The 15,066-nt window shown below is 71.2% G+C and carries 12 protein-coding genes; all 12 read left to right on the top strand.

What is annotated here, in order from left to right; all coding sequences use genetic code 11:
* Positions 1–453 precede the first annotated feature (453 nt).
* The 12 genes from MKL20_RS31100 (at position 454) to MKL20_RS31045 (ending at position 15,060) form a co-directional block, all read left to right on the top strand.
* The gene (locus MKL20_RS31100) at positions 454–1,833 is read left to right on the top strand and encodes a CHASE3 domain-containing protein (RefSeq protein ID WP_244039918.1); all 1,380 of its coding nucleotides are present in this window, start codon (positions 454–456) and stop codon (positions 1,831–1,833) included.
* 54 nt (positions 1,834–1,887) lie between these two features.
* The gene (locus tag MKL20_RS31095; RefSeq protein ID WP_244039917.1) at positions 1,888–3,279 is read left to right on the top strand and encodes a TAXI family TRAP transporter solute-binding subunit; all 1,392 of its coding nucleotides are present in this window, start codon (positions 1,888–1,890) and stop codon (positions 3,277–3,279) included.
* Between the two features lie 418 nt (positions 3,280–3,697).
* Complete coding sequence (locus tag MKL20_RS31090; RefSeq protein WP_244039916.1) at positions 3,698–4,324, top strand: GNAT family N-acetyltransferase; 627 nt, start codon at positions 3,698–3,700, stop codon at positions 4,322–4,324.
* 115 nt (positions 4,325–4,439) lie between these two features.
* Entirely contained in the window at positions 4,440–5,762 is a 1,323-nt protein-coding gene (locus MKL20_RS31085; RefSeq protein ID WP_244039915.1) for an NtaA/DmoA family FMN-dependent monooxygenase, read from the top strand.
* A gap of 376 nt (positions 5,763–6,138) precedes the next feature.
* The gene (locus MKL20_RS31080) at positions 6,139–7,131 is read left to right on the top strand and encodes an MsnO8 family LLM class oxidoreductase (RefSeq protein WP_244039914.1); all 993 of its coding nucleotides are present in this window, start codon (positions 6,139–6,141) and stop codon (positions 7,129–7,131) included.
* A 23-nt stretch (positions 7,132–7,154) separates the two neighbouring features.
* Positions 7,155–8,498 (top strand): LLM class flavin-dependent oxidoreductase, encoded by a 1,344-nt coding sequence (locus tag MKL20_RS31075; protein ID WP_244039913.1) that lies wholly within the window; start codon positions 7,155–7,157, stop codon positions 8,496–8,498.
* 11 nt (positions 8,499–8,509) lie between these two features.
* Positions 8,510–9,688: a M20 aminoacylase family protein gene (locus MKL20_RS31070; RefSeq protein ID WP_244039912.1), complete on the top strand. Its 1,179-nt coding sequence runs from the start codon at positions 8,510–8,512 to the stop codon at positions 9,686–9,688.
* 36 nt (positions 9,689–9,724) lie between these two features.
* A complete protein-coding gene (locus MKL20_RS31065) occupies positions 9,725–10,261 on the top strand; it encodes a GNAT family N-acetyltransferase (RefSeq protein ID WP_244039911.1) in 537 nt (178 codons plus the stop codon).
* A 55-nt stretch (positions 10,262–10,316) separates the two neighbouring features.
* Complete coding sequence (locus tag MKL20_RS31060) at positions 10,317–12,098, top strand: amino acid ABC transporter permease/ATP-binding protein (protein ID WP_244039910.1); 1,782 nt, start codon at positions 10,317–10,319, stop codon at positions 12,096–12,098.
* A 24-nt stretch (positions 12,099–12,122) separates the two neighbouring features.
* Entirely contained in the window at positions 12,123–13,055 is a 933-nt protein-coding gene (locus tag MKL20_RS31055; protein ID WP_409568217.1) for an ABC transporter substrate-binding protein, read from the top strand.
* Between the two features lie 55 nt (positions 13,056–13,110).
* On the top strand, positions 13,111–14,031 hold the full coding sequence (locus tag MKL20_RS31050) for an ABC transporter substrate-binding protein (protein WP_244039926.1): 921 nt from the start codon (positions 13,111–13,113) through the stop codon (positions 14,029–14,031).
* 3 nt (positions 14,032–14,034) lie between these two features.
* Positions 14,035–15,060 (top strand): LLM class flavin-dependent oxidoreductase, encoded by a 1,026-nt coding sequence (locus MKL20_RS31045; RefSeq protein WP_244039909.1) that lies wholly within the window; start codon positions 14,035–14,037, stop codon positions 15,058–15,060.
* Positions 15,061–15,066: the final 6 nt, after the last annotated feature.

The raw sequence follows: 15,066 nt of genomic DNA, 5'->3' as shown, positions 1-15,066 counted from the left end.
CGCTTGCTGCACCACGCTTTTCCCCTCCCCCTTGCGGGGAGGGGCCAGGGGTGGGGGTGGTGCAGGATCGAACGTCACGGTGCCTTCTGAGCCACCCCCACCTCCAACTCCTCCCCACAAGGGGGAGGAGAGCGCGTCGCACCTTCCACCAGCCGATGTGTGAACATCGTAGCCTCTGCGGGGGAGGGAAGGCGCGGCGTCGCCCTCGAAGGCAGCCCGAGTGGATCACGATTGCGGCAGCAGGGGCCGAAAATCCCTGTCCTCCGTGATGTTTGCCCGATGCGGGGGAACAATGGCCGGGGCCGTCTTTTGTGCTAGCGGTTCCACCCGTCGGCCCGGCCCGGATCGTCCGCCGACCCCATCGTGACAGGAGATCGCTGTGCCCGCGGCGCGGAGCGCGACCATGCGCCAGCCCATACGGCCAGCGGCCCCGGCCCGCGGGATCGCTGGCGCATGCGCGTCCCGATCCTTAGCGGCTCCGGCATGACAGCCCGCGCCGCCCTGGACGTGATCGAGCATCTGCCGGGACGCTCGAAGACCGTCGACCGGATGATCGCCGGCCTCGCCGTGATCCTGGCGATGCTGGGCATCGCGGTGGGCGCCTCGGTCTATCAGCAGCGCGGCAGCGAGGCGGTGCGCCATGCCCTGGCGGTCGAGGGGCGCCTCGGCCGGGTGCTGTCGGCGGTCCAGGACGCCGAGACCGGGCAGCGGGGCTACCTGCTGACCGAGGACGAGAATTTCCTGCCGCCGTTCCGGGCCGGCCGGTCCAAGGTCAACGGCGAGATCGCCCGCCTGCACGACCTCCTCCGCGACGACGACAGCCAGCGCGCCGAACTCGACGGCCTGATCCTGCTGATCCGGGAAAAACTCGGCGAGCTCGGCACCAGCATCGACCTGCACCGGAGCGGCGACATCGAGGCGAGCCGGACCCTCGTCCGGGAAGGGCACGGGCGGCGCCTGATGGACGAGATCCGCACCGTCGTGCGCCGCATGGAGGCTGAGGAATCGGCCCTGATGGAGCAGCGCCAGGCGGCGGTCTCCCGGATCGCGCTCTTGATCTGGGCGGCGCTCGCCGGGCTCGTCCTGGTGCTGATCCTGTTCGCCGTCTCGGCCATGCGCGAGGCGGGGCGCCGCCGCCGGCTGTCGCGCTTCCTGCCGCAGGAGCTGGTCTCGCGCCTGGCCGACGACGACGGCAGCCTGCGGGCCGGCCGGCGGCAGCAGGCGGTCATCGCCTTCGTCGACATGCGCGGCTCCACCGCCCTGGCCGAGCGCCTGGACCCGCAGCAGCTTTCCGCCTTCCTGTCGGCGTTCCGGCGCCGGGTGATGCGCGTGGCCCGGCTGCACAACGGCGTCGTCGACAAGTTCATCGGCGACGGCGCCCTGGTGGTGTTCGGCCTGCCGGAAGCGCAAGCCGACGACGCCGCCCGGGCGGTGGCCTTCGCCACGGACCTGGTGGAGGTCATCGCCCGCTGGAACCTCAAGGGCGAGCACGACGCCACGGTGCGGATCGGAATCGGCCTCCATTGCGGCGAGGTGTTCAGCGGCATCATCGGCGAGGAGGCGCGCTACGAGTTCACCGTGCTGGGCGACACGGTGAACGTGGCCGCCCGCCTGGAGCAGGCGACCAAGGCCCACGGCGTCCCGATCCTGGCCTCGGAGGCCGTCCGGCGCGCGGCCGGCCCGGCGACCGCCCTCTGGCGGGAGGTCAGCCGCGAGCCCCTGCGCGGCCGCCGGGAGCCGATGGCCTATTTTTCCGTCGAGACCCCGGGCCCCGCCGCGCCCGCACCGACCCGCCTCCGCGACGCCGATCCGATCCCGGAACTGGCGCTGTAGCCGCGCTTTCGAGCTGCGCCGCCCCGCGGCGCGGCGTGACCCACCGAGAGGCCGATGCCGACCGACCTGTCCTGGCTGCTGCGCCGCGAGACCCTGCTGGCCGGCGCCGTCGTGCTCCTCGGCACGGCGGCCCTGGCCGCCTGGTATCTCCTGCAGGCGACCGTGCTCACCGTCGCGGTGGCGCCCCGGGACGGGACCGAGCCCGGCCTGATCAAGGCCTACGCGGACGCGCTGGAATCCGGCCGCACCGGACTGCGCCTCAAGATCCTCGCCTTCGACGACGTGCGCGAGAGCGCCGCCGCCCTGCAGGACGGGCGCGCCGATCTGGCGGTGGTCCGGCCGGACGTGCTGCTGCCGACCAACGGGCTCACCCTGGCGATACTGCGCGACCAGGCGATGCTCATCGCCTCGCCCGAGCAGGCCGGCATCAAGGATTTCCCGCACCTGGCCGGCAAGCGGCTCGGCATCGGCGCGCACCGGGACGCCGACATCTGGCTGCTCAAGAGCATCCTCGGCTATTACGGCCTGACCCTGGAGCCGGGGGCGGGGGGCGGCCCCGGCGACCGCGCCGTCGTGCTCGTGCCGGTGGCCGAGGACGCGGTGGCGGGGGCGATCCGCGAGAAGCGGATCGATGCCTTCATCAGCATCATCGCGCCCTCCGCCCCGAAAGCCCTCGATCTGGTCGCGGCGGTCCGCTCGGTGGCGCGGGGCGGCAAGGTCGAGTTCGTCGCCGTCGAGGACGACGACGCGGTGATCGAGCGCTTCCCCAAGCTCCAGGCGGTGGCCATCCCCGGCGGGCTGTTCGGCGGCCGGCCGAAGCTGCCGGCGGACGACGTGAAGACGGTCGGCGCCTCCTATCGCCTGATGGCCCGCGCCTCCTTGAGCCGCGCGGTGGCGGCCGACATGACCCAGCAGCTGTTCGAGAAGCGCACGGAGGCGGGCAACGCCACGGAGGCGGCGGATTACGTCCAGGCCCCGTCCTACGAGACCACGGTGGCGGCGACCAGCGCGCGGATTCCGATCCATCCGGGGGCGCTCGACTATTACGAGCGCGAGCAGCACGGCTTCGTCGAGCGCTACGGCGACACGCTCTACCTGCTCGGCGCGCTGGCCGGCGGCCTGGTCTCGGTCCTGGCCTGGATCCGGCAGCGCCTGGCCGGCCTGCGCCGCGAGCACGTCGACGAGATCATGGAGCGGCTCCTGGCGATCACCGAGCAGGCCCGGGCCGCCCGGGACCCGGCGGCGCTCGCCGGGCTGACCCGCGAGGTCGACCGGCTGGCCGGCGACGCGGTCCGCTACGCCCGCGAGCGAGCCCCGGACGCCGCCACGATGTCGGCCGTCGCCATCGCCCTCGACACCGCCCGGGCGACGATTGCGGATCTGCGCCCGGCCGCCGCCGCGGGTCAGCCCGGCACGCGCGCGGCTTCCGGGGCAGGGGGCGTTTGACCCGAAAGCGGTCGCGCTCGATCCCCCTGCTGCAAGTCCTGGGTCGCGTCGTGGACTGGCTCCGCAACCAAGTCGGCACGGGATATCGATCTCTCCTCCTGCGAGCCTTGGAGAAGTGATCGTCCTACGAAATGGCACAAAGATGCATTAAGCTTTCATTGACGTTCGAGGCGTCGCCGTACGAGTATGAGAGTGTGATCAGCCGTTGATGCGCGGCCGATATACGATGGAATGTCTTGAAGATCTTCGGCGGGCGGCCTGATCGATCCTCTTGAAACCCCGGGGCCATACGAACGCAGCGCTGAGCGTGCAGGGCGTGAGCGCGTCGCAGTCGGGATCGACGTCGCGACCGCGCCTTCGCCTCGGCGCCTCGGGTTCCGTGTCGCGAAACCCTGTTCATCTTCGACGGAGGCAGTCTTTGGCCGGCGTCATCATCCGATCGTCTCCCCTGGAGGCGGCCGCGCAACCGCTCCTGGAGGCGCTGGTCGCCGAGTATGACAGCCGCTACGGCACGGCCGGCCGTCCCGGGGGCGCACGGTCCGAGATCCTGCGCTACCCGGCGGAGGTCTATCAACCGCCGCTCGGCGACTTCCTGCTGATCGTCCGGGATGGAGAGACCATCGCCGGCGGCGCCTTCATGAGCCACGACGACGAGACCGTGGAGCTCAAGCGCATCTGGACCCGGGCCGACCTGCGCCGCCAGGGGCTGGCGCAGCGCGTCGTGGCGGCGCTGGAGGAGCATGCGGGCCGCCTCGGCTACACGCGCGCCTACCTGACCACGGGGTTTCGCCAACCGGAGGCGACCGCGCTCTATCGCATGCTCGGTTATCGGCCGCTGTTCGACACGGCGGCGGACCCCACCCTGTACCGCTCCCTACCGTTCGAGAAGCCTATCGGGGCGCGGGCCGGTCAGGCCGGGACTTCGCCGATCTATCCGCCCGCCGCCTCCTTCGAGGCGGCGACCGCCCGCGTCTTGGCCGTGAAGGAGGGGCAGGAACGCAAGGTGCTCGATCGCCTCGCGACGCGTCGCGCGACGGCGGCCTGAGCCGTATGACCCGGACCTCACCGACCCCGGACGGGGTTTGGCACCGGCGCCGAAGAGACGTGCCTCCCCGGAGGCCGCGCGCGTCGCGTCCCGCGACCATCTCTCGGCGTCGGCCATGACGGTGGGCCGTCCCCGACGCCTCAAGACCCTGGTCGGTGCCGCCAACGTCGTGGCCGCATCGAACGACGGCGATCCCACGATCGGCGTGAGGCGCGCGGTCGAACTCGCCCGCAAGGCGGAGGCCGAGCGGATCACCGGCCTCTTCACCGCCGACCTCCTGCAGATCGATCCGGCGGGCCTGGCCGGAACCGCCGGCGCGCAGGAACCCCTCATCGCGCTCGCCGCCCTCAGTCAGGCGACATCCCGGATCGGGCTGGTGGCGACCGTGTCGACGAGCTTCCACCATCCCTACAATCTCGCCCGGCAGATCGGCACCCTGGACCATGTCAGCGGCGGCCGCGCGGCCTGGAACGCCGTGACCTCCTCGGTCGGCGAGGAGAATTTCGGCGAGACGCTCCCCGGCCCGGAGGCGCGCTACGCCCGCGCCGCGGAGTTCATCGCGGTCGTCAACGCCCTCTTCGACGCGAACGCGCGGGATGCGGCCCACCGCAAGGACTCGGGTGCGATCGCCGTCGATCCGGCGAAGTTCCACCGGATCGCCCATCGCGGGGCGCACTTCACCGTCGCGGGGCCGCTGAACATCCCGCCGCTGCCGCAGGGGCGGCCGGTGCTGTTCCAGGCCGGGCAGTCGGAGGCAGGGGTGAACGTCGGGGCCCGCTACGCCGAGATCGTCTACACCGCCCAGCCGACCCTGGAGGGCGCCATCGCCTTCGCGACGGAGCTTCGCCGCCGCGCCACCGCCTACGGGCGCGGCGAGGCCCTGCCGCGCGTGATGAATTCCTTCCACGCCGTCATCGGCGAGTCCGAAGCGGACGTGGTCCGTCGGCTCCGGGAGAAGCACGCGCGGATCGATTACGAACAGGGCCGCCTCAAGCTCGCGGATATGCTGGGCGGCCAGGTCGACCTCTCGGGCCTCCCGCTCGACGCGCCGCTCCCCGCGGCGCTGCTGCCGGAGGTCGAGAGCATCGACCGCCGGCGCGGTCGGGTGGAGATCTTCCGGCGCTACGCCCGCCAGGGCCTGACCCTGCGCGCGCTGATCATCGAGGCCCAGGAGACCGGCCACTGGTCCGTCGCCGGCACCCCCGAGCAGCTGGCCGACGCCATCGAAGAGCGCTTCCGGGCCGGCGCCGTCGACGTGCTGACCCTGCATGGCCTGGGAAACCCGGACCAGGAGGATCTGCTGCTCAACGGCCTCCTGCCGGAACTGCGGCGGCGCGCCCTCATCGACACCGATTACGGCGGCGACGATTTCCGCTCCAATCTCGAGCTGCCGCCGCTTCCCGCACCGGCTGCTCGCCCGCGCGCCCGACGCGCCTGAACGCGGGACGCGCGGAGGGGCGAGGGGGCGAACAAGGCAGGCCGCCGGTCGAGAAATAATCTTTCGACCGATCCGGCAGCAAGCAAATCAAACCCCTAAAACACCGCTTATCTTTGGGATCGACTGTCGTTGACGCGGGCATGAACCGGTCGGAGAATTGCCGGGTCGGACGAAATGCTTAGCCGTTTCTTTGCGAGATCTTCTGCCGTGACATCCGCTGGGGCAGCAACGGTCAAGCAACGACGCGGCGGTTGTGAATTCCGGAGCCCGGACGGTCCCTTGTGCTGATCACGATCCTCAAACCAGCCCCCCGGTCACGGATCCGGCGTTCGGGCGTTCCGGCCTGCCGCCCTGCGCATCAGGCTCAGGCCTTCCGATGACCTACGCGCTCAGCCTGCTCGACAAGAGCCCCATCCTGGCGGACGAGCCGGCGGGTGTGGCGCTCCAGCGCACGATCGCGCTCGCACAGAACGCCGAGCGTCTCGGCTACAAGCGCTTCTGGGTGGCGGAGCATCACGCGAATCCGGGGCTGGCCAGCTCGGCGCCCGAGGTGCTGATCGCGTATCTGGCGGCGCGGACGCAGCGCATCCGGATCGGCTCCGGCGGCGTGCTGCTGCCGCATTACAGCCCCTACAAGGTCGCGGAGACCTTCAACCTGCTCGCGACGCTGGCGCCGGGCCGGATCGACCTCGGGATCGGCAAGGCGTTCGGGGGGCTGCCCGACGCGACCCGCGCCCTGCGGCGCCTGCAGGATCCGGCGCGCCCGCCGCGCTTCGAGGACCTGCTCGCGGAGCTCGACGGTTACCTCGCGGCCCGATCCGAGGCGGGGTCGCCGCCGGCCCTGCCGGTGCCGCCGTCCGCGCCCGAGCGCTTCCTCCTCGGCGCGAGTCCCGACTCGGCGCGGCTCGCCGCGGCGCGCGGCTGGCACTTCGTCTTCGCCGGGCAGCTCAACGGCGACCCGGGGGTGACCGAGGCGAGCCTCGACGCCTACGCGAAGGCGGGCGGCACGGGCGAAGTGCTGCTCGCGGTGACGGCCTTCGTGGCCCCGACCGCGGAGGAGGCCCGGGCGGTGACCGATCCGCTCAAGGTCGTCCGGGTCACCCTCGACGACGGCCAGAGCGTCAATCTCGGCACCGAGGAACAGGCGGCCGAATATGCCCGGCAGGCCGGCGCCGCCGCCTTCCGCACCGAGCTCCGCAGGCCGCACGTGCTGTCGGGCACGGCCGAGGACGTGCGCGGCGAACTCGACCGGCTGCAGGCCCGCTTCGGAATCCGCGAATTCATCGTCGACACGCCGCCCTCCGCGACCACCCGACGCCTCGCCTCCGTGACGCTGCTCGCGGGCGGCGCCTCGGCCCTCGCGGCCTGATCCCGGTCCGGAAAGCCCCGCCCATGTCGCAGACCCGTCTCACCTTCGGCCTGATGCTCCAGGGCGGCGGCAGCCACATGAATGCGTGGCGCCATCCGAGCAATCCGGTCGATGCCAGCGTCAACCTCGACCTCTTCATCCGCAACGCGCGCAAGGCCGAGGCGAACGGGATCGCCTTCGCGTTCGTGGCGGACGGGCTCTACATCAACGACAAGTCGATCCCGCACTTCTTGAACCGGTTCGAGCCGCTGACCCTGCTCTCGGCTCTCGCGGCCAACACGCAGAAACTCGGTCTCGTGGGGACGGTCTCGACCTCCTACAGCGACCCCTTCACGATCGCCCGGCAATTCGCCTCGCTCGACCTGATCAGCGGCGGCCGGGCCGGCTGGAACGCCGTGACCTCGCCGCTCGAAGGCTCCGGGCGCAATTACAGCCGGCCCCATCCCGAGCACGCGCTGCGCTACGAGATCGCGCAGGAATATCTCGAGGTCGCGAAGGGCCTCTGGGATTCCTGGGACGACGACGCCTTCGTGCGGGACCGTGCCAGCGGGCGCTTCTTCGATCCCGACAAGCTGCATACGCTGAACCACAAGGGGCGGTTCTTCCAGGTGGAGGGGCCGCTCAACATCCAGCGCTCGCCCCAGGGCCAGCCGGTGCTGTTCCAGGCCGGCGCGTCCGAATCGGGGATCGGGCTCGCGGGCCGGCACGCCGACGCGGTCTTCGCCAACCACGTGCCCCTGGAGGAGGCGCAGGCCCTCTACCGCGCGATCAAGACCAGCGCGGTGGCCCATGGACGGCGCGCGGACGACGTGAAGCTGTTCCCGGGGGCCGGCCCGATCGTCGGCCGCACGCGCGCGGAGGCCGAGGACAAGTATCAGGCGATCCGCGACCTGATCTCGATCGAGGACGCGCTCGCCTATCTCGGCCGCTTCTTCGACCATCACGATTTCAGCGCCTATCCCCTCGACGCGCCGTTCCCGGATCTCGGCGCGATCGGCCAGAACAGTTTCCGCTCGACCACCGACCGCATCAAGCGCAACGCCGCCACGAAGGGGCAGACCCTGCGCGAGGCGGCGCTCGAGACCGCGACGCCGCGCACCGACCTGATCGGCTCGGCCGAGGAGGTCGCCGACCTGCTGATTGCGCGGGTCGAGAATCAGGCGGCGGACGGCTTCGTGCTCGGCTTCCCCGTGATCGGCCAGGGCCTCGACGACTTCATCGAACTCGTGATCCCAGTGCTGGAGGCGCGCGGCGTCTACGACCGCACGCTGCCGGGTACGACCCTGCGCGACCATCTCGGCCTGCCGCGCCGCGCGAGCCGCTACAGCGCGCCGGGCGATGCCGCGCCGGTGCGGCAGGCCGGCTGAGGCGTCCCGCGATGACCATCCACGCAGCGATCGCCGAGAGGGGGATCGATCCGGGCATCCTCGCCTCGGTGGACGAGTTCGTCAGCCTCCGGCGCGACCTGCATCGGCATCCCGAACTGGCCTTCAAGGAGACGCGTACCAGCGCCCTCGTGGCCGAGCGGCTGCGCGGCTACGGCTACACGGTCACCGCCGGGCTTGCCGGCACCGGCGTGGTCGGAGTGCTCCGCAAGGGCTCGGGCGAGCGCCGGCTCGGCCTGCGCGCCGACATGGACGCGCTGCCGATCGCGGAGGCGACGAACCTGCCCTACCGCTCGGGGACGCCCGGGACGATGCATGCCTGCGGCCATGACGGGCACACCGCGACGCTGCTCGCAGCAGCCAAGCGCCTGGCGGATCTGGATTTCTCCGGCACGCTGACCCTGATCTTCCAGCCGGCCGAGGAGATCGGCGCCGGCGCGCGCACGCTCATCGGCAAGGGGCTGTTCGAGCAGTTTCCGGTCGACGCGATCTTCGGGTTCCACAACTGGCCGGGGGTGCCGCGCGGGCAATTCGGCTTCGTCACGGGCCCCGCCATGGCGGCGGTCGACAAGGCCGAGATCCGTGTCGTGGGCCGGGGCGGCCACGGCGCCTCGCCCCACGAGACGGTGGACCCGGTTGTGGCCGCCTCGGCCATCGTGCTGGCGTTGCAGAGCATCGTCGCGCGCAACGTCGACCCGCGCGAGGCCGCCGTCGTCAGCGTCGGCGCGATCCACGGCGGGGAAGCCTCGAATGTCATCCCCGACAGCGTCGATCTCAGCCTGACGATCCGCAGCTTCGATCCGGCGGTGCGCGACCGGCTCGAAGAGCGCGTCACGGCGATCACGCGGGGCATCGCCGAGAGCTACGGCGCGCGGGCGGAGCTGCGCTACCGCAGGGGCCTGCCGGCCCTGGTCAACCACGCGGCGGAGACGCGCTTCGCGCAGGACGTGGCGCTCGACGCCTTCGGTCCCGGCCGCCTGGAATCCGACTTCAAGCCGCGCATGGCGAGCGAGGATTTCGCCTACCTCCTGGAGGCGCGGCCGGGCAGCTACCTGTTCGTGGGCAACGGCGACAGCGCGCCGCTGCACAGCCCCCAGTACGATTTCGACGATGCGATCCTCGCGCCGGCCGCGAGCCTCTGGGTTCGGCTCGCCCGCGCCTTCCTGGTCTGACCCTCCCCGCCGCCCCTGCGATTGGATAAAGCCGCCATGTCCGATCAGTTCGTCTACACCACGCCGTTGGACCCGCTGGCGCGCCCCCTCGTCGAACAGCTCACCTGGGAGTACGTCACCCGCTACGGCAGCTATTTCGGTGATCCGCCCGGCGCCGAGATGAGCCGCTACCCGGCCGAGCTGTTCGCGCCGCCGGACGGGAATTTCGTGCTGCTCCTGCGGGACGGGCGCGCCATCGCGGGCGGGGCGTTCAAGCGCTACGACGACCACACGGCCGAACTGAAGCGGGTCTGGACGGACACGCAGTTCCGGCGGCAAGGCCTGGCACGCCGGGTCGTCGAGGCGCTCGAAGCGCAGGCCGGGCGACAGGGCTACGACCGCATCTACCTGACCACCGGCTTCCGCCAGCCCGAGGCCAAGGGGCTCTACCTGGACCTCGGCTACACGCCGCTGTTCGACGTGTCGCTCGATCCCGAGATCTACAAGATCCTGCCCTTCGAGAAGGCACTTCGCCCCCCGGCGGCGGTCGCCCAGCAGCTGGCCGTCGCGGTCGCCGCGTGCAGCCCCGCTTGAGTTCCGCCCCGCCGAGACGGTCATCCCAAGAGCCCCTGTCCCGAGAAAGCCTGCCATGACCTTCGCCAGCGACGTGGCGAGCCTGCCCGGGCCCGTCAGCCACCCGGGCTCGGCCCGCGATTTCAGCCGCGCCCGGATCGTCCCGGCGCGCTATCCGGCGCGCAGCATCGGGACGGTCTTCGCCGGCTTGGTGATCGCCGTGATCCTGCACTCGGTCCTCACCAACCCGCGCTGGGGCTGGGCGGTCTTCGCCGAGTGGTTCTTCGCCGAACCGGTCCTGACCGGCCTCGGGCGCACCCTGCTCCTGACCCTGCTCAGCATGGTCTTCGGCTTCCTGCTCGCCGGCCTCCTGGCCTTCGCGCGCATCTCCGGCTCGCCGCTGCTCGCCGGCCTGTCCTGGGGCTACGTCTGGCTGTTCCGCTCGGTCCCGCTGATCGTCCTGCTCCTGATCCTCAACAATCTCGGATACCTCTATCCGACGCTCTCGGTCGGGGTGCCGTTTACCGGGATCAGCTTCGGGTCCTGGCAGACGACCCAGCTGATCACGCCGTTCCTGGCGGCGGTGCTCGGCCTCACCCTCCACACCGCGGCCTTCTCGGCGGAGATCGTGCGCGGCGGCCTCCTCTCGGTCGACCAAGGCCAGCTCGAAGCCGCCGCGGCGCTGGGGCTGCCGTGGCGCCGGCAGATCACCCGCATCGTGCTGCCCCAGGCGATGCGCTCGATCCTGCCGGCCGCGTTCAACCAAGTCACCGAAATCACGAAATACACCTCGGTCGTCTACATCCTGGCGCTGCCGGATCTGTTCTACACGGTCCAGGTCATCTACCGGCGCAACCTCGAAGTCATCCCGCTGCTGATGGTGGCGACGGTCTGGTACCTCGTCATCCTGACCGTGCTGTCCTTCGTCCAGCGCCATATCGAGCGCTACTATGCCCGCGGCGCGCTGCGCGAGCCGCCACCCTCGCTGATCGCCCTGGCGCTCAAACGGATCCGGCGCGCCAGCGACGAGGCCGGCCGGGCCTCCGCCACCGCGGACGCCGTGGCCGCCCCGGTCCCACGGTCCAGCCTGTTCGCGGCCGGCGGCGAGATCCGGATCAGCGGCGTCTCCAAAAGCTTCGGCGCGCTCAAGGTGCTCGACGACGTCAGCCTCGCCCTGCGGCCCGGCAGCGTGACCGCGATCATCGGCCAGTCCGGCTCGGGCAAATCGACCCTGCTGCGGGCGATCAACCACTTGGAGCGGGTCGATCAGGGCTTCATCGCGATCGACGGCGAGCTGATCGGCTACCGGCAGGACGGCGACGCGCTCCACGAGCTCAAGGAGAAGGACATCCTGAAACGACGCGTCGATGTCGGCATGGTGTTTCAGACCTTCAACCTGTTCCCCCACCTCACGGCCATCGAGAACATCATCGAGGCGCCCATGACGGTGCGCGGCGTGCCCCGCGCGCAGGCGCTCGCCGAGGCGCGCGAGCTTCTGGCCCGGGTCGGCCTCGCCGCGAAGGCCGACGCCTATCCTCGCCAGCTCTCGGGCGGCCAGCAGCAGCGGGTCGCCATCGCGCGCGCCCTCGCGCTCAAGCCGAAGGTGCTGCTGTTCGACGAGCCGACCTCGGCCCTCGACCCCGAACTCGTCGGCGAGGTGCTCGACGTGATCAAGGAACTCGCCCGCTCCGGCACCACCCTGGTGATCGTGACCCACGAGATCGGCTTCGCCCGCGAGGTCGCCGACCACGTGGTGTTCATGGAGGACGGCCGCGTGATCGAGCAGGGACCGCCACACCGGACGCTCACGGAGCCGGACCATCCGCGGACCCGGGAATTCCTCGCCAAGGTTCTCTGACCCCTCTCGAAAAGGCTCTCGACCGTGCTCACCCGCCGCAGATCCCTCGCCCTCCTCGCCGCCGCCACCTCGGGGGCGCTCGTGTCCGGCCGTGCCCGCGCCGTGGAGGCGTTCGACTTCTCCCCCGAGCAGCCCGGGCGGGTGCGCGCCGCCCGCGACGAGGAGGCGATCCGGCTCATCGCCAAGGACGCGCGCTTCGCCCAGGACGGCGTGTTCACCGTGGCCAACAATGGCGGCCGCTTCCCGTTCGGCGGGTACGCCACCGACACCAAGACGATCATCGGGTCCGAGCCCGACATCGCGCAGCTCGTCGCCGACGCGCTCGGCCGCAAGCTCGAGATCGTGCCGGTTTCCTGGTCCGACTGGCCCCTCGGCGTCATCTCGGGCAAGTACGACGCGGTCATCTCGAACGTCACCGTCACCGAGCAGCGCAAGGAGAAGTTCGACTTCTCGACCTACCGCAAGGACCTGCTCGGCTTCTATGTCCGGAAGGACAACCCGATCGTCATCCGCGAGCCGCGCGACGTGGCCGGCCTCCGGGTGATCGTCTCCGCCGGCACCAACCAAGAGCAGATCCTGCTCCGCTGGAACGACCAGAACGTGAAGGCCGGGCTCAAGCCGGTCGAGTTCCAGTATCACGACGACGACGTGGTGCTCTACCTCTCCATCGAGTCCGGCCGGGCCGACGCCTATCTCGGGCCGAACGCGCTCCTGGGCTTCAAGGCGGCGCAGGAGGGCAAGACCCGGCTCGCCGGCAATTTCAGCGGCGGCTGGCCGGTGCTCGCCGAGATCGCGGTGACGACGCGCAAGGGCGCGGGCCTCGCCGAGGCGATCACGCACGCGATCAACACCCAGATCAAGAACGGACACTACGCCCAGGCGCTGGCGCGCTGGAACCTCTCGGCCGAGGCCATCGAGGAATCGCGCACCAACCCGCCGGGCCTGCCGCGGACCTGACCGGCGGGCCGCCGCCAAGACCGGGAACCGGAGGCTTTCGATGATTCCACGGTGGATGCGCCTGTCGCTCGTCCTCGGCGCGCTGTGGGCGGGCCCTCTCGCTGCGGCGGAGGGGACAACGGGGCCTTTCGATCTCGGGCCGGAGCAGCCGGGCCGGATCCGGGCCGAAAAGGACCCGGCCGCGATCGCGCGCCTCCCGAAGGATTACCGGTTCGCCGAGCCCGGCGCCTTGACGGTGGGGATCACCCCGGGCGGGCCGCCGCTCGGGAGCTACGCCACCGATGCCAGGACCGTGGTCGGGGCGGATCCCGACTTCGCCCAGCTGATCGCCGACAGCCTCGGCCTGCGGCTCAAGCTCGTTCCCGTGGCCTGGGAGGATTGGCCCCTCGGCCTGACCGCCGGCCGGTACGACGCGGTGATCTCGAATGTCGGCGTCACCGAGCAGCGCAAGGAGAAGTTCGACTTCACCACCTACCGACAGGGCCTGCACGGCCTGTTCGTGAAGGCCGACAGCCCGATCACGCGGATCGCCGAGCCAAAGGACGTGGCTGGCCTCACCATCAGCGTCGGCGGCGGCACCAACCAAGAGCGTATCCTGGTCGAGTGGGACAAGCAGAACCGCGCGGCGGGGCTCAAGCCCCTCGAGTTGCAGCTGTTCGACGACGAGGCCGCCCGCCTCGTGGCCCTGCGCTCGGGCCGGGCCGACGTGATCGTGCAGCCGCACGCGCAACTCGTGTTCGTGGCCGCGCGCGACAAGGACATCCGGCAGGCGGGCACGCTCAGCGCCGGCTGGCCGCTGACATCGGATGTCGCGATCGCGACCCGCAAGGGCAGCGGCCTGGTCGACGCGCTGACGCTCGCCACCAACGACCTGATCGCCAACGGCACGTATGGCCGGGCCCTGGCCCGCTGGGGCTTGGAGGAGGAGGCGCTGCCGCGCTCCGAGACCAACCCGCCCGGCCTGCCGAAGTTTTGAGCGATGGCGCAGGCTTCGATCCGTCAGATCGCCTTCCTGACACCGGGCAGTTACGACGATGCCGATCCGCGCGCCGGGCTGGAGCAGACCCTCGACCTGTTCGCCACCGGCGAGGCCCTCGGCTTCGACGGCGCCTGGGTGCGCCAGCGCCACCTCGAACCCGGCATCTCGTCGGCGGCGACCTTCCTGGCGGCCGCGACGCAGCGCACGCGCCGGATCGACCTCGGCACGGCCGTGATCCAGATGGGCTACGAGAACCCGTTCCGGCTCGCGGAAGACCTGTCGCTGGTGGACATCCTGTCCGGCGGCCGGCTCCATGTCGGCTTGAGCGCCGGGCCGCCGGCCTATGGGGCGCTGCTCGGCGACCGCTTCCTGGATGGCGATCCGGCGCGCGTCGATCACACGCATCGCCGCGTGGCGCGGCTCGCCGCCAATCTCGACGGGGACTGGCTCGGGGAGCCCGACACGCGGATCACCTCGGCGGCCGGCACCCACCGGCCCCGGCTGCGCCCGCACGCGCCGGGGCTGCGTCAGAGGCTGTGGTACGGCGGCGGCTCGCTGCGCTCGGTCCGCTGGGCCGCCGAGAACGGCTTCCATCTCCTCATCGGCAACATCAACACAGCGGAGGAGCGGGACGGCTTCTTCGCGACCCAGGCCCATCACGTCGAGATCTTCCGCGCCCATTGGCGCGGCGTCGGCACGCCGCGGATCGCGCTCGGCCGGGTGATCGTACCCCTCGACGGCGCCGACACGGCGACCCGGGCGCGCTACCGCGACTATGCCGCGAGCCGCCACGCCCGCACTCGCGCGCCGCAGGGCGAGCGGCGAACCCAGTTCGCGCCCGATCTCGTCGGCACCGCGGCCGAGATCGTCGAGCGGCTGCGCGCCGATCCGATCCTGCCCTTCGCCGATACCCTGCGGCTGGAGCTGCCCTACAGCTTCGCCCCCGACGCATACCGCCAGATCCTGGCGGACTTCAGGACCCTGATCGCGCCGCAGCTCGGCTGGGGCGTGGAGGCGGCCGCATGATCGGCC

Source organism: Methylobacterium sp. E-066 (assembly GCF_022829635.1).
In the GTDB taxonomy this organism is placed as follows: Bacteria; Pseudomonadota; Alphaproteobacteria; order Rhizobiales; family Beijerinckiaceae; genus Methylobacterium.
Note: the sequence above shows the minus strand (reverse complement) of the source record. Positions and strands in the feature narration are given on the sequence as shown.